Source organism: Providencia stuartii (assembly GCF_029277985.1).
Classification (GTDB): Bacteria; Pseudomonadota; Gammaproteobacteria; order Enterobacterales; family Enterobacteriaceae; genus Providencia; species Providencia zhejiangensis.
Window position 1 is genome coordinate 3,310,017 of record NZ_CP119546.1, and the last position, 21,455, is coordinate 3,331,471.

Annotated in this window: 19 protein-coding genes, 3 tRNA genes and 2 other RNA genes; 1 reads left to right on the forward strand and 23 read right to left on the reverse strand. The window is 43.3% G+C overall.

The features are described from left to right. Positions 1-23: 23 nt before the first annotated feature. Together pnuC and nadA are read right to left on the reverse strand one after the other, a co-directional pair. The gene (pnuC, locus tag P2E05_RS14730) at positions 24-749 is read right to left on the reverse strand and encodes a nicotinamide riboside transporter PnuC (RefSeq protein WP_154624693.1); all 726 of its coding nucleotides are present in this window, start codon (positions 747-749) and stop codon (positions 24-26) included. An 83-nt stretch (positions 750-832) separates the two neighbouring features. After that, positions 833-1,873, reverse strand: a complete 1,041-nt coding sequence (gene nadA, locus P2E05_RS14735; RefSeq protein WP_196714039.1) for a quinolinate synthase NadA — start codon at positions 1,871-1,873, stop codon at positions 833-835. 252 nt (positions 1,874-2,125) lie between these two features. Here nadA and P2E05_RS14740 point away from each other — a divergent pair, with 252 nt between their 5' ends. Then, complete coding sequence (locus P2E05_RS14740; protein ID WP_154624691.1) at positions 2,126-3,001, forward strand: aminoglycoside 6-adenylyltransferase; 876 nt, start codon at positions 2,126-2,128, stop codon at positions 2,999-3,001. Between the two features lie 93 nt (positions 3,002-3,094). On the opposite strand, the gene phoC is transcribed toward P2E05_RS14740, so the two are convergent. The 21 genes from phoC to sucA form a co-directional block, all read right to left on the reverse strand. Then, positions 3,095-3,841, reverse strand: a complete 747-nt coding sequence (phoC, locus tag P2E05_RS14745) for an acid phosphatase PhoC (protein WP_154624690.1) — start codon at positions 3,839-3,841, stop codon at positions 3,095-3,097. A gap of 279 nt (positions 3,842-4,120) precedes the next feature. Beyond that, positions 4,121-4,249, reverse strand: a non-coding RNA gene (locus P2E05_RS14750) — RtT sRNA. Between the two features lie 43 nt (positions 4,250-4,292). Beyond that, positions 4,293-4,421: non-coding RNA, RtT sRNA (locus P2E05_RS14755), on the reverse strand. A 43-nt stretch (positions 4,422-4,464) separates the two neighbouring features. Next, positions 4,465-4,540: transfer RNA gene (locus tag P2E05_RS14760), tRNA-Lys, on the reverse strand. 30 nt (positions 4,541-4,570) lie between these two features. Further along, a tRNA-Lys gene (locus P2E05_RS14765) sits at positions 4,571-4,646 on the reverse strand. Between the two features lie 30 nt (positions 4,647-4,676). Further along, positions 4,677-4,752 (reverse strand) — tRNA-Lys (locus P2E05_RS14770). Between the two features lie 166 nt (positions 4,753-4,918). Next, positions 4,919-5,686, reverse strand: coding sequence for a cell division protein CpoB (cpoB, locus tag P2E05_RS14775; protein ID WP_272657963.1), 768 nt, complete (start codon positions 5,684-5,686; stop codon positions 4,919-4,921). Between the two features lie 21 nt (positions 5,687-5,707). Next, entirely contained in the window at positions 5,708-6,205 is a 498-nt protein-coding gene (gene pal / locus P2E05_RS14780; protein WP_014657760.1) for a peptidoglycan-associated lipoprotein Pal, read from the reverse strand. Between the two features lie 42 nt (positions 6,206-6,247). Next, the gene (tolB, locus tag P2E05_RS14785) at positions 6,248-7,540 is read right to left on the reverse strand and encodes a Tol-Pal system beta propeller repeat protein TolB (RefSeq protein ID WP_154624837.1); all 1,293 of its coding nucleotides are present in this window, start codon (positions 7,538-7,540) and stop codon (positions 6,248-6,250) included. A gap of 139 nt (positions 7,541-7,679) precedes the next feature. Then, complete coding sequence (tolA, locus tag P2E05_RS14790) at positions 7,680-8,798, reverse strand: cell envelope integrity protein TolA (protein ID WP_272667666.1); 1,119 nt, start codon at positions 8,796-8,798, stop codon at positions 7,680-7,682. A 37-nt stretch (positions 8,799-8,835) separates the two neighbouring features. Then, a complete protein-coding gene (tolR, locus tag P2E05_RS14795; RefSeq protein WP_154624836.1) occupies positions 8,836-9,258 on the reverse strand; it encodes a colicin uptake protein TolR in 423 nt (140 codons plus the stop codon). Positions 9,259-9,275: 17 nt separating this feature from the next. Further along, a complete protein-coding gene (tolQ, locus tag P2E05_RS14800; RefSeq protein ID WP_163862761.1) occupies positions 9,276-9,959 on the reverse strand; it encodes a Tol-Pal system protein TolQ in 684 nt (227 codons plus the stop codon). Continuing rightward, positions 9,956-10,351 carry a tol-pal system-associated acyl-CoA thioesterase gene (ybgC, locus tag P2E05_RS14805; RefSeq protein ID WP_420794206.1) on the reverse strand — a complete coding sequence of 132 codons (396 nt, stop codon included), beginning with the start codon at positions 10,349-10,351 and terminating at the stop codon, positions 9,956-9,958. The genes tolQ and ybgC overlap by 4 nt, the downstream gene beginning before the upstream one ends. Before the next feature lie 133 nt (positions 10,352-10,484). Continuing rightward, positions 10,485-10,772: a cyd operon protein YbgE gene (ybgE, locus tag P2E05_RS14810; protein WP_154624833.1), complete on the reverse strand. Its 288-nt coding sequence runs from the start codon at positions 10,770-10,772 to the stop codon at positions 10,485-10,487. 6 nt (positions 10,773-10,778) lie between these two features. Then, positions 10,779-10,892, reverse strand: a complete 114-nt coding sequence (gene cydX / locus P2E05_RS14815; protein ID WP_008912071.1) for a cytochrome bd-I oxidase subunit CydX — start codon at positions 10,890-10,892, stop codon at positions 10,779-10,781. Between the two features lie 12 nt (positions 10,893-10,904). Continuing rightward, the gene (gene cydB / locus P2E05_RS14820; protein ID WP_154624832.1) at positions 10,905-12,044 is read right to left on the reverse strand and encodes a cytochrome d ubiquinol oxidase subunit II; all 1,140 of its coding nucleotides are present in this window, start codon (positions 12,042-12,044) and stop codon (positions 10,905-10,907) included. A gap of 14 nt (positions 12,045-12,058) precedes the next feature. Further along, entirely contained in the window at positions 12,059-13,627 is a 1,569-nt protein-coding gene (cydA, locus tag P2E05_RS14825; protein WP_154624831.1) for a cytochrome ubiquinol oxidase subunit I, read from the reverse strand. Between the two features lie 1,500 nt (positions 13,628-15,127). Then, positions 15,128-16,000, reverse strand: a complete 873-nt coding sequence (sucD, locus tag P2E05_RS14830) for a succinate--CoA ligase subunit alpha (RefSeq protein WP_096618019.1) — start codon at positions 15,998-16,000, stop codon at positions 15,128-15,130. Further along, positions 16,000-17,166, reverse strand: coding sequence for an ADP-forming succinate--CoA ligase subunit beta (sucC, locus tag P2E05_RS14835; protein WP_154621928.1), 1,167 nt, complete (start codon positions 17,164-17,166; stop codon positions 16,000-16,002). Before sucC ends, sucD begins: the two co-directional genes overlap by 1 nt. Positions 17,167-17,298: 132 nt before the next feature. Beyond that, a complete protein-coding gene (gene odhB, locus P2E05_RS14840) occupies positions 17,299-18,513 on the reverse strand; it encodes a 2-oxoglutarate dehydrogenase complex dihydrolipoyllysine-residue succinyltransferase (RefSeq protein WP_154621927.1) in 1,215 nt (404 codons plus the stop codon). Between the two features lie 14 nt (positions 18,514-18,527). Then, the gene (sucA, locus tag P2E05_RS14845) at positions 18,528-21,335 is read right to left on the reverse strand and encodes a 2-oxoglutarate dehydrogenase E1 component (RefSeq protein ID WP_154621926.1); all 2,808 of its coding nucleotides are present in this window, start codon (positions 21,333-21,335) and stop codon (positions 18,528-18,530) included. Between the last annotated feature and the right edge of the window lie 120 nt (positions 21,336-21,455).

The window sequence follows — 21,455 nt, forward strand, 5'->3', positions numbered from 1 at the left end:
CACCGTTTTATGATTAAATTTTGTCATGATGAGCGAGAAAGTGGCGCTGAACCATTTTGCTTCGCTGATTTCACCCACAATCTTGAACCATTCAACGCAATGCCTAGTAAGATTAAGTACTCTAAAGACATCGCATATACGCCTTGCTTATAGAATACAACAATACTAATCACGTTAATGATTACCCATAAAAGCCAGTTTTCAACATATTTGCGAGTCATTAGGACCATCGCTACCACAGATAAAACCGTCATAGTTGAATCCCAGAATGGAAACGCATCCGGTTCTAAGGCAGGTAACTGCAAGTTAGCGCCAAATAAATTTAATACGTCAACAGCCCATGTCGCCAATACCCCGAAAACCCTATCAATATTGTAAGTTAAGTAAGCGATTACTAACACAGAGACTAATAACGTTATCATTGCTTTCGGTAAACTCAGCCAACGAATTTTTAACTCCGTTTGCTGCTGATTATCAACACGGCTCCATGCGTACCAGCCATAGATATTCGCGATGAAGAAAAACACCTGTAACAGCAAGTTGGCGTAGAGTTGAATTTGAAAAAAGATCACCGCAAACAAGGTGACGTTGATTAACCCAAAAAAGTAATTGATGGTCTTTTCAAAACTGGCCAACAGAATGCATAATAACCCCGCAATCGTCCCTACCGCTTCGATATATGACAACTCATAAATACTACTCCACAACGGAATAGTGACTAAAATATTACTTGTGCTAAAGAAATCCATCCCAAAATCCTTATATTCATCATGTGTGACACTATAAATAGATTGCTCATCATCACGACACAGATAACAAAACGACTCCCTACCTATTTTAGACTCTCTGCAAAATCTAGCATTCTATTTAAGGGAAGCATTGCCTTTTCACGCAAAATATCACTCACATGAATTTGGTGCTGTTCACCATAGCTCTCTAACGCCTGTGTTATTGCCTTAAGTCCATTCATTCCCATCCAAGGGCAATGGGCGCATGTACGACAAGTCGCGCCTTCACCGGCGGTAGGTGCGATGTATAACGACTTATCTGGGCAAGCCTGCTGCATTTTATAAAAGATGCCTTTATCCGTCGCAACTATCATTGAAGGATTCGGTAACGTTTGTGCAGCTTTAATTAATTGACTGGTTGAACCAACGGCATCCGCAAGGTCAACCACGGCTTGAGGCGATTCAGGGTGAACTAATACAGCGGCTTCAGGATATAGCGCTTTCATTTTAGTTAAAGACTGAGTTTTAAACTCATCATGAACAATACAGGCCCCCTGCCAACATAAAATATCTGCTCCGGTTTGCTTTTGAACATAGCGACCAAGATGGCGGTCCGGCGCCCAAATAATTTTTTCGCCTAAACTATCAAGATGTTCGATCAATTCCACAGCAATACTGGATGTCACAACCCAGTCAGCTCGTGCTTTAACCGCTGCTGAAGTATTTGCATAGACTACCACCGTACGGTCTGGATGCTGATCACAAAAATGCGCAAATTCATCTTCGGGGCATCCGAGATCGAGAGAACATTCTGCGTCAAGTGTCGGCATTAATACCGTTTTCTCTGGGCTTAAGATTTTAGCCGTTTCCCCCATAAAACGCACACCGGCCACCAATAATGTGGAGGCAGAATGGCGGGCACCAAAACGAGCCATTTCTAAGGAATCAGCAACACAACCCCCCGTTTCTTCCGCTAATGCTTGAATATCGGGATCGGTATAGTAATGTGCAACAATAACCGCATTTTTTTCAATCAGTAAAGACTTGATGCGTTCACGATAAAACGCTTTCTCATCAGAGCTTAATCGTGTGGGTTTCGCTGGGAATGGGTAAACCGACTGATTAAAATCAATAAACTCGCTCATCTTCCGCCTCTGTTTAGCATAACGCAATTTTATTTCTAAAATTAGCGATAAAATAAGTAAAACAGCACCTTTTTGTTTTATATACTAAACAAGATACGCTAATTTATCGAGGAAGTCTCGTCGATTTTTCAGCCATTATTTTGTTAATTCAAACCAATAACTAAATAATAACATCTATAATTGTTATGTTTCTTAGCATTTCATTGACTTTACAGGTATCTTAACCGTTTTTATAAATTCGATGGGTTAGTTATGGAATCACCTGCATCTTTAATAAATAAAATTATTTCTGTTTCTTTAATCGATCCTAGAATTGAAGCGGTCATTTTAACGGGCTCTAGAGGAAGGGAACAACATATTGATCGCTATTCAGATATCGATATTGAATTAATCGGTTTAGGCGTAACAGACCTTTTTCATAACCCTAAATGGATTAATACGTTTGCTCAACCTTTGGTTGCATTGCATCTTATGAATGGCGGTGAAAATGAGCCTGAGTGGCCAACTTGTTTAGCGATTTATGAACAGGGCAGAAAGGTCGATTTTACATTCGCAGAACCCTCTCGACTGCAAAAAATGGCTCAACATGGGCTTGATAACACCTATGCACGCGGCTATACCGTGTTACTCGATAAAACGGGTATTACGGAAAAACTCCCTGAAAGTCAGCAAGCTCAACTTCCCCCCAAGCAACTTACCCAGAAGAAGTTTACATTTATCTGTAACGAGTTCTGGTATGAGGCACACCAAGTCGCTATCGCCCTGTCACGTGATGAACTCTGGAGTGCTTGGTCAAGAGATGTTGATATGAAAAAGGCCTTATTAACCATGGTTGAACTCCTCGCCTCTATCAAAAGTCATGGTCAGCAAGATGTGTGGTACCATGGAAAAGCTTATCAATCGTGGATGCCTGAACGGATACAACAGGCCACTCAAACCCTTTTTGACTATCGAACCCCACAGCAAGCGGCTCAATCTTTGCACCTATTGATGTCATGCTTCGATGAAGTCACAACCGAGATTGCTCAACACCTTAACTACCCTATCGATCATACATTGAGCCAACGTATGCAAACGCTAGTGATTGGTTTATTGCAGGATAATAGCCTACTCCCTGAAAATATTTGATTTAGACGCTTTCTATTAACCTCACCAACCACTTCACAATAAAAAACCGCCTTGCTACAGATAAATCAGCAAGGCAGTTCTGTTTTATCACAACTATTTTTTCAATTTAGCAAACTCATCTTTCGCTTTTTGTAGCTGTTTTTGAAACTCAGGATTAGAGTGCAGCGTTGCTACAGCCCCTGATGCAACAATACGTGCCGCATCAACATCACTTTGCCAATGGTAACCGCAAATCACACGGCTTTGACCGAGTTCATAACCGCGTTTTAAAATTTTGTCTTGGTTTTCAGGATTAATTTCTGATAGCACTAATGCTGAAGCCCAGCCAATTGATGTATGCCCTGAAGGGTAAGAACCATTTTTAGATAATTTATCTTGGTCTTTCGTGTTACAGGTTTCAACGCCATAGAATGCAAACGGGCGGATCCGCATGTATTTTTCTTTTGCAGAACGAGTCGCTAAATCCCCCGCATCTTCAATCATATTGGTGAGTAATTTATGAATTTCTGGCGAGTCTTTCTCAGTAATAGGGTAACCAAACGCCTCTGAGAATGCATTTGCCACCCCTCCAGCAGCGAGATCAGCATCTGCCGCAGCTTGTTTACCTCGCTCTGTGTTACGCAATAAACGCCCTTTTTCATACATTGCCTGATCATTTAAAAACAGAATACTGCCAACTTCGGGTGGTGGTGGTAGCAATGCTAAGCTATCAATCGCTTGAGCATTTTTTAAATAGTAAAGATCCGGTTTAGTGGTTACATCATTTCCTGGCGGAATGGCCGCAAATACACTCGTTGAAACAAATGCCCCTGCACAGAAAACCGCTAATAATTTTTTCATCCGTTAGTCCTTGCCTATGATTACTTAAAATAAATAACTTATATTTTACAATATGATCAATTATTTATGCTTTATTTAGACTAGTCTAAATCTGTATTCAATACCTTGAGTGAGTTCTCAAAAAAGGAAGCGTCATACGTTCGAATCATCGGGTCGTTGCCACAAGCGCAACGCGGTCTCGCTTCGCTCGGCTCGAACATGAACGCAGCGTCTCACCGGCATGTTTAGTGCGATCGGTAATTTCAACGTTTGCTGGATGATTTAGAGGAATAAGTGAGAGGGTGGGTCGTGCAGGATGATTTGGCCTTTGGCCTCACCCTTCGGGTCGTTGCCACAAGCGCAACGCGGTCTCGCTTCGCTCGGCTCGAACCTAAACGCAGCGTCTCACCGGCACGTTTAGTGCAATCGGTAATTTCAACGTTTGCTGGATGACTTAGAGAAATAAGTGAGAGGGTGGGTCGTGCAGGATGATTTGGCCTTTAGCCTCACCCTTCAGGTCGTTGCGACAAGTGCAACGCGGTCTCGCTTCGCTCGGCTCGAACCTGAACGCAGCGTCTCACCGGCACGTTTAGTGCAATCAGTAATTTCAACGTTTGCTGGATGACTTAGAGAAATAAGTGAGATGGTGGGTCGTGCAGGATTCGAACCTGCGACCAATTGATTAAAAGTCAACTGCTCTACCGACTGAGCTAACGACCCATCTGATATATCTGATTTTGGACTTTAAGATGGTGGGTCGTGCAGGATTCGAACCTGCGACCAATTGATTAAAAGTCAACTGCTCTACCGACTGAGCTAACGACCCATCTACTATATCTGGTTTTGAATTTTAAAATGGTGGGTCGTGCAGGATTCGAACCTGCGACCAATTGATTAAAAGTCAACTGCTCTACCGACTGAGCTAACGACCCATTTTAAAATACTTTTATCAACACAATTTATTCTTGTGTCAACGGCGGCTTATATTACTGATTTCTGACGATGGTGCAATGATTTTTTTGAAAAAAACGATTGAATGCACACTTATCATACGGTTAACCCCGAAATATTCGGTAACCACTTCTTCGGGGTTAATCATTATAACGAGCTGAGTTTCTTCTCCGCGAGCTTCGCTCCAGAGCTATTTGGATACTGCTTCAATACCTGCTGGTATACCGCTCGCGCTTTATCCTTTTGCCCTTTGTCTTGCATAATCAAACCGACTTTATACAAGGCTTCACTGCTTTTTTGAGATTTAGGGTATTCTTTGACAACAGTGGCAAAATAGAATGCCGCGTCATCTTTGCTACCTTTATTGTAATTAAGTTGCCCTAACCAATAGTTAGCATTCGATTGATAGTTCGATTTAGGATAATTTTTCACAAAGCTTTGTAGTGCACCGATAGCTTCATCGATTTGCGCTTTAGATTTGCTGTTCATCGCCAGTGTAACCGCAGCATTATAATCTTCTTTTTCACCGCCGCCCGATGCTGCTGGTGCTGGGGTGGCCGAAGAGGAAGAATTCGTTGCTGCTGAGTCAGGCGATGCTGCCGCTCCACCACTAACCTGATCTAGTTGCATATACAAATCTTTTTGACGCTCAACAATTTGATTCAGTTTATATTCACTTTCCTGAATTTGCCCACGCAACATATCAATATCGCGTTGGTTGTCAGCAATCTGTTGCTGGATTTGATATAAGATCTGGCCTTGAGAGTTAACTGCTGTCTCAAGCTGAGTGAGGCGGTCACCGGATGATCCGGATCCGACATTAATGATTGGCGCTTGGGCAATAGCGGCCCAAGGGGCCGCTACACCAACCAATAACGACAGACCTACAAATAAATGTCTGAAGTTACTGTTCATAAGAGATAATTCGCTTATTAATTAGTATGCAATTACTGCACGACGGTTTTTAGCGTAATCAGCTTCTGTGTGACCTAACACTGCTGGTTTTTCTTTACCATAAGAAACCAGAGAAACTTGATCGCCTGCTACACCTTTGCTTTGCAGATACATTTTAACTGCATTAGCACGACGCTCGCCCAGTGCGATGTTGTACTCAGGAGTACCGCGCTCATCCGCGTGACCTTCAACAACAACTTTAACAGATGGGTTGTTGCGCAGGAATGCAGCGTGAGCGTCTAACATATCAGCATATTCTGGAGATACGTTGTATTTATCGAAACCGAAGTAAACGATATTGTTATTTTGCAGCTCTTGCATTTGCTGACGTGCCAGCTCTTCCGCAGACAGACCTGAGTTAGTTTGGTTCATTGAAGAATCCGCACCATTTTGGTCATTGTTTTTGTTAGAGCTACAAGCTGCGACTGCCATGATTGGTAATGCGATCATCAGCCCTTTAAGCACTTTATTCAGTTGCATCGTTTTGATCCTTAATAGTTTGCCACACATTATTATTATGCATCACAGATACGGCGACCAAGCAGGGAATTTAACCTGTCCATCGGTAGCCGGAAGACGCGCTTTGAAACGCCCGTCGGTCGAAACTAGCTGCAATATAGTCCCCAAGCCTTGAGAGGAGCTATAAATAACCATAGTGCCGTTAGGTGCGATACTCGGCGTTTCATCTAGAAACGTTTTCGTTAAATATTCAACGTTACCCGTTGCCAGATCCTGTTTGGCGATATGCTGCTGACCGCCACCGGAACTGACCATTACAATGAAAGATCCATCCGGGCTAACATCAGCGTCCTGATTTTGTGTACCTTCCCAGGTCACACGTTCAGGGCTACCGCCATTAATATTAATTTTGTAAATTTGCGGGCGACCCGCTTGGTCTGAGGTATAGACCAACGTTTGACTATCTGGCATCCAAGTAGGTTCAGTGTTGTTACTACGCCCATCAGTCACTTGACGAATTTGGCCGCTCGCTAAATCCATCACATAAAGATTTAAGCTACCTGTTTTTGATAGTGCAAATGCCAGTTTAGTGCCATCTGGAGAAAATGCCGGCGCACCATTATGACGAGGGAATGATGCCACCTGACGAACAGCTCCAGTAGACAGTGTCTGAATAACCAGAGCAGAACTGCCACTTTCAAATGTTACATACGCCAAACGCTCACCATCAGGTGACCATGCTGGCGACATTAACGGTTCTGGAGAACGATGAACTGTAAATTGGTTATAGCCATCATAATCAGAAACGCGTAATTCATATGGGTATTGACCGCCTTTATTTGTGACCACATAGGCGATACGAGTACGGAATGCACCACGGATACCTGTTAGCTTCTCAAAAACTTCATCGCTTGCGGTATGGGCTGCATAACGTAACCACTCTTTGGTCACTTTATACTGATTCTGAGATAAAACAGTGCCTGGGCTACCCGCAACATCAACGAGCTGATAGCTAACCACATAACTACCATCTGCCGCAGGTTGAATCTGACCTACAACAACAGCATTGATTCCAAGTGTTGTCCAAGCCTCTGGCGTAACTTCAGAAGCGGTACCCGGTTGTTGTGGCATACGGCTAGGGTCAATAGGATTAAACTTGCCGCTATTGCGCAAGTCAGCACCAATAATTTGTCCGATTTCTTGCGGAGGCGTACCTGAGCCAGACCATTTAAAAGGCACAACACCTATTGGCTGAGCACTGTTTACACCTTCCGTGATCTCAATACGGATTTCAGCCTGAGCCACTGTTGCCCATAGCATTAAGAACCCGAGAACTACTTTAAAAGCCTGCTTCATCCTTATCTCCCTTACTGTGGAATTCACCGCCACAATAATTCGCTGAATTTTAACAAAGGTATACTAACAAAACTAGATATTGTAAGAACTATTTATGCTATAGCAGACATAAATTCAATACAGACAGCTCCGACTTATCTTATTTTGGACTAAATATAACTGTACTTCCTTGTTTTTTAAATGCTTCATACACATCTGGCGATGGACGCGGTAACGTGGCAAGTTTTGCTGCTCTGATTGCCGCATCACACAGCGCTGGGTCATTAGAAGCATTACTTTTAGGAGTAATGTTTACTAATAAACCATCCGATGCAATTTGTAACTTAAGTTCACACGTCCGTCCACGGTAAGTGTCTGAATCATAAAACTTACTCTGAATCGCTGCTTTTACTTTACCTGCATAACTATCGACATCTGCATTTGATGCTCCAGAGCGTTTTCCACCACCTTGACCAGCGGAAGCAGCACCACCTTGCTTACTTGGACCTGAAGCAGTCAAATCGCCGAGTAAATCATCAACGGAAGCCGAATTTTTAGCGGCCTCTGCTTTCGCTTTAGCAGCTTTGGCTTTTGCTTCTTTTTCGGCTTTAGCTTTCGCTTCTTTTTCAGCTTTAGCTCTGGCTTCTTTATCTGCCTTAGCTTTCGCTTCCTTCTCTGCTTTTTCTTTGGCTTCTTTTTCTGCTTTCGCCTTAGCATCGGCAGCAGCCTTGGCTTTTACAGCTTCGGCCTCTTTTTTCGCTTCAGCTTCCGCTTTTTCCTTCGCGGCAGCCTGCTCTTTAATCAAACGTTCTTTTTCAGCTTTTGCTTTTGCAGCCGCTTCTTCAGCAATTTTTTGCTCTTCCTTCGCTTTTTTCGCTGCTTCTGCCGCTTGCTTTTGCTGCTGCTCAGCTTGTTTTTGTCGTTCTTGAGCTTCACGCTCGCTCTGAATACGTTCTTGTTCAAGCTGTTGCAGACGCTTTTGTTCCTGCTCTTGCTTTTCCCTTAACTCAGCTTCTTGTTTCTGTTCTTTCTCTTTGCGCTCTTTAGCGGCCTGTTTGGCGCTGTTTTCTTGTTGCTGCATTTGATTATATTGTTGGACAACTGCGCCTGGGTCGACCATTACAGCATCGATAACAGTCCCCTCTTCTCCGCCACCGCCAAGTTTGACGACGGAGACTAAGGAACCAATTATAATTAGGCCAATCAGTAGCACGTGCAGTGCTACTGATGTCAACAAAGAGCGCCTAAAATTATCTTTTTTCTCTTTTGTCTTTCCCACAATTGGTATCCAAAAAAAGAATCGTTACTCACTCAAACTACATGGGTTGAGTCATTAAGCCGACGGATTTGATGCCTGCCTGATGCAAAATATTTAATGCCTTAATCACTTCATCATAAGGAACTTCTTTTGCACCACCGATGAGGAAAATCGCCTTTGGATTTTTCTCTAATTGAGCTTTCGCCTCTGCGGCAATCTGTTCTGGTGGCAGCAAATCTAATCGCTCACCATCAATTAACATATTATATTGCCCAACGCCCGCCACCTCTAAAATAATCGGTGGATTATCACTTGATGATACAGTTTGGGTATCTGTGGCATCCGGCAGATCAACTTCCACACTTTGAGAGATAATCGGTGCTGTCGCCATAAAAATTAGCAGTAACACCAACAATACATCCAATAATGGAACAATATTGATTTCGGATTTCAGCTCACGTCTGCGACTATTGCGCGCCATTCGCTTATCCCCTCGTATTATTTCTTGTCAGCAGAGAATGCTTGGCGATGTAAGATAGCCAGAAACTCTTCCATAAAGTTATCGTAGCTCTGCTCTAGCTTGTTCACACGCAGGTTCAAACGGTTATACGCCATAACAGCAGGGATCGCGGCAAACAGACCAATTGCAGTAGCAATCAACGCTTCTGCAATTCCCGGTGCCACCATCTGTAGCGTCGCTTGTTTCACCGCACCTAACGCGATAAAGGCATGCATAATTCCCCAAACAGTACCAAACAACCCAATATAAGGGCTGATAGAACCAACGGTACCCAAAAATGGAATATGCGCTTCAACAGATTCAAGTTCACGGTTCATCGAAATACGCATAGCACGAGACGCACCCGTAACCACCGCATCGGGCGCGTGAATATTAGCTTGGTGTAAACGCACAAATTCCTTGAAGCCCGCATGGAAAATTTGCTCTGCCCCACTTAGCGAATCACGGCGTGCCTGACTTTCTTTATATAAACGCGATAACTCAATACCTGACCAAAATTTATCTTCAAACGCTTCAGCCTCTCGAGTGGCCGCATTTAAAATTTTTGTTCTCTGTATAATGATGGCCCAAGAAGCGATAGAAAAACCAATCAAAACGAACATAATGATCTGAACCAATAGGCTCGCTTTTAGGAATAAATCCAGGATATTCATGTCAGTCACTGTTTAAACTCCGCGACAATAGACTTAGGAAGCGCTGTCGGCTTCATTTTTGATATGTCCACACAAGCAATCAGGGCTGTCGCCCCACAAAGCAGGTTACCTTGTGAATCAATTAACCTTTGTTGAAAGGTTAAAGAGGCACGCTTCATTTCCACGATTTGTGTCTCAATTTCCAATAAATCATCCAGCCGAGCTGCTCTCACAAAATCAGTTGTCATACTCCGAACAACAAATCCAATGTTCTCGGCTAGTAAACTTTGTTGATTGATATCTTTATCCCGTAGCATCTCGGTTCTAGCTCGTTCAAAGAAAGCAAGATAACGTGCATGGTAAACCACACCGCCCGCATCTGTATCTTCATAATAGACGCGAACAGGCCAACGAAATAACATAACAACCACTCCATCCTAGGTTAAATTAATTAACCGTGCCACTATACTCAAGACGGTGTCGCTTTGGAATGACCTAGGGGTAAAGTTATCAAAAAAAAATTATGGATCCGCAGACCCATAATTGACAATTAGATTAGCTGAGGACTTTAACCAAGCCCCAGATAAGGATGATGACAGCAGGTAATGGATGGAAAACTGTTCGCCAAATCAATTTGTTAGGTCTAAAACCAACCCCAAAGATCATCGCGCTACACGTTGCCCAAATAAGTAATAACCCTTGCCAAATTAGGAATGAACTGGTTTTTGCAGCGAATTGGGTCGGATCCCACATAACGCTTCCCGCAATCACCAAAGCTAATAAAAGGATAAGGAACCTTATCGGCCCCTTATCCAATAGCTGATAGCATTTATCCACCAGCATTATTTATTACTCGCCATCTTTAGCTGCGGCTTTGTCTTCCGCATGCTCTAACGCTAGAGCTGCAATCACTGCAAAACTACAAGCTAACAGCGTGCCGAGGATCCAGGCAAAATACCACATATGTTATGCTCCTTAATACAGTGAATGCTTGTTGCCTTCGATAAAGTTTTTGTCCAAACGGCCAAACATTTTGTAGTAACACCACGCTGTGTAAGCCAATACGATTGGAACAAAGATAATAGCAACAACTGTCATAACTTGCAGAGTAAACAGGCTAGATGTTGCATCCCACATAGTCAAACTTGCGTTTGGCATAATGCTTGAAGGCATAATGAATGGGAACATAGCAACACCGCAAGTTAAAATGATACATGCGATAGTCAGTGATGAACTCACAAACGCAAGCGCATTTTTGTCTGCTTTACTAAACAGCATCGTTAACAGTGGTAAAACCACACCCAGCGCAGGCAGAGCCCACAATACAGGGTAGTTGTTAAAATTAGTCAACCAAGCGCCAGATGCAACCTCAACTGTTTTATTCAGTGGGTTTGATACGCTTAATGTATCGATAGTTGACGTCACCACATAACCATCAATGCTCATCACTAACCAAGCACCTGCACCCGCAAATGCGATTAGGGTCAGTAATGCAGTGACATAAGTTGCTTTACGAACGCGTAGGTGTAGTTCACCCGTTGTACGCATTTGCAAATAAGTTGCACCTTGAGTCACAATCATCATTAAGCTAACAACACCCGCTAACAAGCCATATGGGTTTAGCAGACCAAACAGGTTACCTGTATAAGTCAGGTACTGTTGGTTATCGATTTGGAATGGAACACCTAACAGTAGGTTACCAAACGCCACCCCGATAACCAGTGGTGGAACGAAACCACCGATAAACAGACCCCAGTCCCACATGTTACGCCATTTTGGATTTTCCAGCTTAGAACGGTAGTCAAAACCGACTGGGCGGAAGAACAGCGCAGCTAGCACTAAAATCATAGCGACATAGAAACCAGAGAATGCAGCAGCATAAACTTGTGGCCATGCCGCGAACATCGCACCACCGGCAGTGATTAACCAAACTTGGTTACCATCCCAGTGCGGTGCAACCGCATTAATCATGATACGGCGATCAGTATCTGTTTTACCTAAAATTGGTAATAAGAAGCCGACGCCCATGTCAAAGCCATCCGTGACAGCGAAGCCAATCAGCAGAACGCCGATTAGAATCCACCACACAAATCGAAGAACTTCATAATCAAACATAAGTGGACTCCTGTTTACTGAACGTCTTGTGCAGAGCTGTTTTTCTGTTCAAAGTGATAGCGGCCAGTTTTCAGGCTGCTTGGCCCTTTACGAGCGAATTTGAACATTAGGAACAATTCAGCAATTAAGAACAGTGTATACAGACCACAGATCAGAGCTAGAGAGAAAATCAGATCATGGGTTGTCAAGTTTGAGTGTGCAACGGATACAGGAAGAACCTCACCGATAGCCCAAGGCTGACGACCATATTCTGCAACAAACCAACCTGATTCAATCGCAATCCATGGTAATGGGATACCGAACAATGCGGTACGCAGCAGCCATTTGTTTTGGCCGATACGGTTGCGAACAACAGAAAGGAAGGAGAGACCGATGATAATCAGTAGTAAGAAACCGACACCAACCATGATACGGAATGCCCAGAACAATGGACCGACATTTGGAATACTATCTTTAACCGCTTTTTGGATCTGTGCTTCAGTTGCATCAACAATGTTTGGTGCATATTGTTTCAGCAGAAGACCATAACCTAAATCTTTCTTATTTGCTTCAAAAGACTTACGTAATTCAGGATCTTTATTGCCCGCTAACAGCTCTTGCAGTTCACCGTATGCGATCATACCGTTACGGATACGAACTTCATGCTGCTTCATCAGATCTTTCAGACCTAAGACAGGCGTGTCGAGTGAGCGTGTTGTGATAAGCCCCATCACCCATGGAATTTCAATCGCAAATTTGTTTTCCATTTTTTCGGTGTCAGGCCAAGCAATTAGGTTAAACGCCGCAGGTGGTGCATGCGTTTCCCACTCAGCTTCTACCGCAGCCAGTTTGGTTTTCTGTACGTCACCCATTTCGTAACCTGATTCATCACCAAGAACGATAACAGACAACACAGCCGCAATACCAAAGCTTGCAGCAATCGCAAATGAACGTTTAGCAAATGCAAGGTCACGACCTTTAAGCATGTAGTAAGAACTAATGCCCAATACAAACATCGCACCAGTACAGTAACCAGCAGCAACGGTGTGAACGAATTTAACTTGTGCAACTGGGTTTAAGACTAGCTCAGAGAAGCTAACCATTTCCATACGCATAGTTTCAAAGTTAAAGTCTGCTGCTATTGGGTTTTGCATCCAGCCGTTCGCAACAAGAATCCACAGTGCAGAGAAGTTAGAACCTAAAGCGACTAACCAAGTAACTGCAAGGTGCTGGGTCTTGCTCAAACGATCCCAACCAAAGAAGAATAAACCAACAAAGGTCGATTCAAGGAAGAATGCCATCAAACCTTCGATTGCAAGAGGTGCACCGAAGATATCTCCAACATAGTGGGCATAGTAAGACCAGTTAGTACCGAATTGGAACTCCATAGTCAAACCAGTGGCAACACCTAGAGCAAAGTTAATACCAAATAACTTGCCCCAGAACTTAGTCATATCTTTATAAATTTGCTTACCAGACAGCACATATACCGTTTCCATAATCGCAAGCAAAAACGCCATACCGAGCGTTAATGGCACGAATAGGAAGTGATACATCGCAGTTAAGGCAAACTGTAATCTTGACAGTTCGACAATATCAAACATCTTGACTCCTTGCTCCTAGCAGGAAGACACCGACTTGCGGCAACCCAGCTTCCAATAAAATTAAAGAAAGCCTCTTAACTACCAGCAAAAAATGCCTCAAAACAACAAATAATTAACAAAATTCAAAACTCTAACGACACTATAATAATAGTACGCTTATCTTCACATACAATAAACTTCTTTTGCGTGATTCAGATTTGAATTCTGAATATATATCAATAATTATACCCTATAATAGAAAAACGAGTATTTGATCGAGCACCAATTTAAGCAATTTAGAAAAATAATGCCAGCACTAATGAATTGATTTACGTCAATTTTTTAAGCATTGTTAATTGATTATCCTTATCATCAATTAATGGTTAGTTAAATGTTAATTGAGTGTTATTGAGAATAGTACAAATATTCTTATTTTTCTAAAAGACTACCTAAAAAAATTAACTTTTGATTTGAAACTTCATAAAAAGATAATTTAATTTATAATTTTAGCCTATTTTGTTTTTATTATGACTTTTATTAATTACTAAATAAATTCTGATGACTTGCTATTTCTGATTAATTAATTCTGACCGACACCGTTATTATTAACGAAACACAATTCATCAGCATTATATCTGTTGATTGACAAAAAATAGCTTATTTAGCCTACCAAAATGACGAAATAACCAGCAGTTTATCCTTGATTGACTATCTATTTATTCAAGTAATCACAAGAATACTGCCATCAACGACGTGAGATACTCTTCAACGCCAAAGTATCCACAAGCGCATTCAGTCAGCATTGTAGCCTGTCAATTTACGCCCCCCTTGTTAGGACATTGCACGTAGCTTGCTTCGCTCCTAGCGCTATAGCAAGCATCAGCGGCTTCTTTTTAGCATACTGTTGATTCTGAATGATTGTTTGTGAAATAACTCGCTATTGAATAACGGTTTTATCATTTAAAGGAGAAACCTTCGATCGCCCAAATACCGCCAAACGTGCCACCGTACGGCAGAATACGGCTAGGCTTGCACTCCCTCCCCCACATCACCCAGTAAAACGGTTATCATGAGTGGTAGACATGCGTTCATCGTGTAGAAAGGGATACATACCGCCGTTGGCCGGCTTTACTCGCAAAACCCCTGATTTCACAATCAAAAAATATTCGAGTATTTAGGCGTTGCTCTCAATCATGACGCTTTTTTAAAGCCTATAGGCTAGAAATTTCTCTCGACCATACAAAGCGCGGATACACAAAAAATTGACCAATGGATGGATAACAGTCGCGCGTTTGATGCCAGGATGGATAGCGATAGATAGGTAAGTACGTACTCGAAGATGTTGTCAGCAACTCAACTTATGATTCAGCCACCTGATCTGAGTTCTGAGAATACACACTGACCACAGAGTTAATTGCGCTTGAACAGGAGTTGCAATTTCATCTTTTTAAATAAAAAGCCCGCGATTCGAATTTGAATGCGGGCTTAATTGGGTTTAATCGTCAGTTCAAACGACTAAACTTATTTTGCTAGCAGTGATTTTACTGCATCACCGATATCCGCTAAGCTACGAACCGTTTTAACACCGGCCGCTTCTAATGCAGCAAATTTCTCATCAGCAGTACCTTTACCGCCCGCGATAATTGCACCTGCGTGACCCATACGCTTGCCTTTAGGTGCAGTTACACCGGCAATATAACCAACAACAGGTTTGGTTACATGGTCTTTAATGTAAGCAGCCGCTTCTTCTTCAGCATTACCACCAATTTCACCGATCATCACGATCGCTTCAGTTTGTGGATCTTCTTGGAACATTTTCAGGATATCAATGAAGTTTGAACCCGGAATAGGGTCACCACCGATACCAACACATGTTGATTGACCAAGACCAGCATCTGTCGTCTGTTTAACCGCTTCATAAGTCAGTGTACCTGAACGAGAAACGATACCCACTTTACCTGGCATATGAATGTGACCGGGTTGAATACCGATCTTACATTCACCCGGAGTGATAACACCTGGGCAGTTTGGACCGATCATACGAACGCCAGCTTCATCTAATTTTACTTTAACAGTCAGCATGTCCAGAGTTGGAATACCTTCGGTAATCGTAATAATCAGTTTGATGCCCGCATCAATAGCTTCAAGGATCGAATCTTTACAGAAAGGAGCCGGAACATAGATCACAGAGGCGGTAGCACCTGTTGCTTCTACAGCTTCACGAACGGTGTTAAATACAGGCAGACCTAGGTGAGTTGTACCACCTTTACCTGGCGTTACACCGCCGACCATTTTTGTACCATAAGCAATAGCTTGCTCAGAGTGGAATGTACCTTGACCGCCAGTGAAACCTTGGCAAATTACTTTGGTGTTTTTATCAATTAAAATAGACATTATTTAGCCTCCGCCGCTGCTACTGCTTTCTTAGCTGCATCTGTCAGGCTATTTGCTGCGATGATATTCAAGCCGCTATCTGCCAGTTTTTTCGCACCTAACTCTGCATTGTTACCTTCTAAACGAACCACTACTGGTACATTTACGCCAACTTCTTCTACTGCACCAATGATGCCGTCTGCAATCAGGTCACAGCGAACGATACCACCAAAAATGTTAACGAAAACAGCTTTCACGCTCTTATCTGAAAGGATAATTTTAAACGCTTCAGTTACGCGTTCTTTCGTTGCGCCGCCGCCAACGTCAAGGAAGTTAGCTGGTGCACCACCGTGCAGTTTAACGATGTCCATCGTCCCCATAGCAAGACCTGCACCGTTAACCATACAACCGATGTTGCCATCTAGCGCAACGTAGTTCAGCTCCCACTGAGCTGCTTGTGCTTCACGCGCATCTTCTTGAGATGGGTCATGCATTTCGCGCATTTCTGCTTGACGGTATAGCGCGTTGCTATCAACACCTAATTTACCATCTAAACAAACAAGGTCACCCTCAGTATTAATCACTAATGGGTTAACTTCGATGAGTGCAAGGTCACGTTCTAGGAACATCGTTGCTAGACCCATGAAAATTTTAGCGAATTGGCTAACTTGTTTACCCGTTAGGCCTAATTTGAACGCTAACTCACGGCCTTGGAAAGGCATAGGACCCGTTAATGGATCGATAACAGCTTTATGGATAAGCTCTGGCGTTTCTTCAGCAACTTTCTCAATCTCAACACCACCTTCCGTTGATGCCATAAACACAACACGACGTGTGCCACGGTCAACTACCGCACCTAGGTACAGTTCTTTAGCAATGTCAGTCGCGTTTTCAACCAAAATTTGGTTAACTGGCTGACCATTTGCATCTGTTTGGTAAGTGACAAGGTTTTTACCTAACCATTTATCAGCGAACTCTTTGATATCATTGATATCATTTGTCACTTTTACGCCACCAGCTTTACCACGTCCACCCGCGTGAACTTGGCATTTAACAACCCATGGGCCGTTTCCGATTTTTTTTGCTGCTTCTACAGCTTCAGTTGCTGATGTACAGGCATAACCCGTTGGTGCTGGCAAACCATAGCGTGTAAAAAGCTGTTTTGCCTGATACTCGTGTAAATTCATGATGTTCTATCCATAATTGAGTCTGAAGAGGCGTTTATTCGCCTCCTGCAATTGTTACTGATTTAGCAACCGGCGAACCGGTTGCATCGGTTACTTCAGACCGGGCAGGTCATACCCTGCCCTGTTATGTTGCTATACGTCCAGCAGTAAACGAGTTGGATCTTCCAGCATATCTTTGATGGCGACTAAGAAGCCAACTGACTCGCTACCATCAATCAGACGGTGGTCATAAGATAGTGCAAGGTACATCATTGGAAGAATTTCAACCTTACCGTTAACCGCCATAGGGCGATCTTTAATAGCATGCATGCCTAAGATTGCACTTTGTGGTGGGTTAATGATAGGAGTAGACATTAGAGAACCGAATACGCCACCGTTGGTAATTGTGAAATTACCCCCCGTCAGATCATCAACAGTCAGCTTACCGTCACGACCTTTGACTGCCAGTTCTTTAATTTTCTTCTCAATATCAGCCATGCTCATTGCATCAACATCACGCAATACTGGGGTGACCAGACCACGTGGCGTTGAAACAGCAATACTGATATCGAAATAGTTATGGTAAACAACGTCTGTACCATCAATAGAAGCATTCACTTCAGGATAACGTTTGAGTGCTTCAACCGCAGCTTTAACATAGAAAGACATAAAGCCTAAACGTACACCGTGACGTTTTTCGAATGCTTCACCATATTGCTTACGCAGATCTTTAATTGGCTGCATGTTAACTTCGTTAAACGTCGTTAACATCGCGGTGTTATTTTTCGCTTCCAATAAACGCTCAGCAATACGCTTACGTAAACGCGTCATAGGAACACGTTTTTCGCTACGATGAGCCAGAGGTGCTTGTGGTGCAGCTGGCGCTTCAGCTTTAGCCGCCGGAGCTGATTTATTCGCTGCTAAGTGTTTCTCAACGTCTTCACGAGTCAAACGACCACCAACACCCGTGCCTTTAATGTCAGCAGGATTGAGATCATGCTCAGCCACTAAACGACGGATCGCTGGAGAAAGTGCATCATTGCTCTCTTCTTCCAAGCTCGCTGTTTGACGTTGTGCAGGTGCAGCTTCTTGAGTGGATTTCACTTCAACAGGCATCCCCGTGCTGTCACCTAAGCGAATACGACCTAACAGCTGTTTAGACAGTACAGTTGCGCCTTCATCTTCAACGATAGCTTCTAATACACCCGCTTCACTTGCAGGAACTTCTAATACAACTTTATCCGTTTCGATTTCAACCAGCACTTCGTCACGTTCAACGCTATCACCTGGTTTTTTATGCCATGTGGCAACCGTAGCATCGGCAACGGATTCAGGAAGATCTGGAACAAGAATTTCTACACTACTCATTTTCTATCCTTTAATTATTCAATGTTCAACGCGTCATTAACCAGAGCTTGTTGCTGCTCTAAGTGAACGGACGTATAACCAACTGCTGGAGATGAAGAAGCAGCACGACCTGCATAACGTAAAGTAGCCCCTGCTGGGATAGCTTCACGGAAGTTGTGTTGGCTGCAATACCAAGCGCCTTGGTTCAATGGCTCTTCTTGACACCAAACAAAATCTTTAACGTGCGCATATTGCGCCAGCGCTTGTTGGATATCTTCGTGAGGGAACGGATACAGCTGTTCAATACGGATAATCGCAACATCTGTTTGTTCGTTCTTACGACGCTGTTCTAACAGATCGTAATAAACTTTACCGGAACACAGAATGACGCGTTTCACGTTTTTCGGATTGATTTCATCTATTTCACCGATAACTGGCAAGAATTTACCATTCGCCAATTCTTCCATACTCGATACCGCTAATGGGTGACGTAGTAAGGATTTCGGTGACATTACAATCAGAGGACGGCGCATACCACGTAGAGCCTGACGGCGCAGCATGTGGTAAACTTGAGCAGGTGTTGATGGTACACACACTTGCATATTTTGGTCTGCACACAGTTGCAGATAACGTTCTAAACGTGCAGATGAGTGCTCAGGACCTTGACCTTCATAGCCATGTGGTAACAGCATAACTAGACCACACATACGACCCCATTTCTGCTCACCAGAGCTAATAAATTGGTCGATAACCACTTGAGCACAGTTTGCGAAGTCACCAAATTGCGCTTCCCAAATTGTCAGAGCACGTGGTTCTGTGGTTGCATAGCCATATTCAAATGCCAACACTGCGTTTTCAGTCAGAACAGAGTCCCAAACATTAAATACGCCTTGGCCATTATGGATATTTTGCAGTGGCACATAGACCGAACCGTTCGTTTGGTTATGTACAACAGCGTGACGGTGGAAGAATGTCCCACGGCCTGAGTCTTCACCAGACAGACGAACAGGGATACCTTCATCAACTAAGGTTGCATAAGCTAATGTTTCAGCAGCACCCCAATCCAACAGTTTTTTACCTTGCGCCATTTCCGCGCGGTCTGCATAGATTTTTTCTACACGAGACTGGGTAACCACTTCAGCTGGAATAGTACTGGTTTTAACTGCAAGCTCTTGTAAACGTTTTAAATCAAATGTGGATTTATACTCTTCATTCCATTCATGGTTCAGGTACGGTTCCCATGTATAAGAGTGCAGACCCATTTCACGCCATTCTTCAACGACACAATCACCTCTATCCAATGCATCGCGATATAAGTTAACCATTTCAGTAACTTCATCAGCAGTCACAACACCGCTTTCGATTAAGCGATCCGCATAGATTTTACGTGGTGTCGGATGTTTTTTGATTTTTTGATACATAATTGGCTGAGTTGCATTTGGCTCATCAGCTTCGTTATGACCATGACGACGATAACAAACGAGGTCAATCATCACATCACGTTTAAAGGTATTGCGGAAATCCAGAGCCAGACGAGTGACAAAAGCAACCGCTTCAGGGTCATCTGCATTGACATGGAAAATAGGTGCTTGAACCATCTTCACGATATCGGTGCAATACTCTGTTGAACGGGTATCTTTCGGGTTTGACGTGGTGAAACCAATTTGGTTATTGATTACGATACGCATTGTACCGCCAACTTCATAACCACGTGCCTGAGACATGTTCAGCGTTTCTTGAACAACACCTTGACCTGTTACCGCCGAGTCACCATGAATAGTGATTGGCAGAACCATATTACTACGACCTTCATCAAGGCGGTCGCGACGAGCACGAACAGAACCAATAACAACTGGGCTAACAATCTCAAGGTGAGATGGGTTAAAGGCCAGCGCTAAGTGGACACGTGAGCCCGCGGTTTCAAAGTCAGAAGAAAAACCTTGGTGATATTTCACGTCACCAGCACTTGAATGGTCTTTATGTTTGCCAGCAAACTCATCAAATAGTTCTGCTGGTTTTTTACCTAAGATATTAATTAATACGTTAAGACGACCACGGTGAGCCATACCTAATACGACTTCACGTGTATCTTGTTTACCCGCATGGTGAATCAAATCTTTCAGCATTGGGATCAGTGAATCACCACCTTCCAATGAGAAACGTTTTGCACCTGGGAATTTTGCGCCTAAATAGCGCTCTAGCCCTTCTGCTGCTGTTAGCTCAGCCAAGAAGCGACGTTTTTCTTCTTTAGAGAATTGCTCAGCGACATTCACTGATTCAAGGCGTTGCTGAATCCAACGTTTTTCCTCAGTATTAGTGATATGCATATATTCCGCACCGATAGAACCGCAATAAATGCGTTTCAGCGCGTCATACAAATCGCTCAGTTTCATGGTCTCTTTGCCAATTGCAAAAGAACCCACATTGAATGTTTCGTCAAAATCTTCTTTCGTTAGATTATGGAATGCTGGATCTAAATCTGGAACAGATTCACGTTTCCATAGACCTAATGGATCAAGATTTGCGTTTTGATGTCCGCGGAAGCGGAATGCGTTAATCAGCTGCAAAACTTTCACTTGTTTTGCATCGATTGCAGGATCGCTAACAGAGGTATGATAACGAGTCGAGTCTTTTGCTAAGCGACGGAAATAATCGCGTGCTTGTGAGTGGAATTGCTCAGCGTTGGTGCCTGCTCCAGGCAGTTGCTGGAAGATTTCTCTCCAGCCAGCATCAACAGAATTGGGGTCAGTTAGATAATCTTCATAGAGCTGTTCTATGTAAGTCTGGTTCGCGCCTGCCAGAAAGCTCGAATCCAGCCAGTCCTTCATTACGCCGTTCTGCATTGTGATCCCTTAAGCTTTGATAGCTTTAGTTTTCGCCGTGGTTAACTAATTGCCGCGTTTAGGCGGCCTCGATAAAGGTTCTTCTGGACGTGCTTTATGCATGTTCTCACTTTGGGTTTC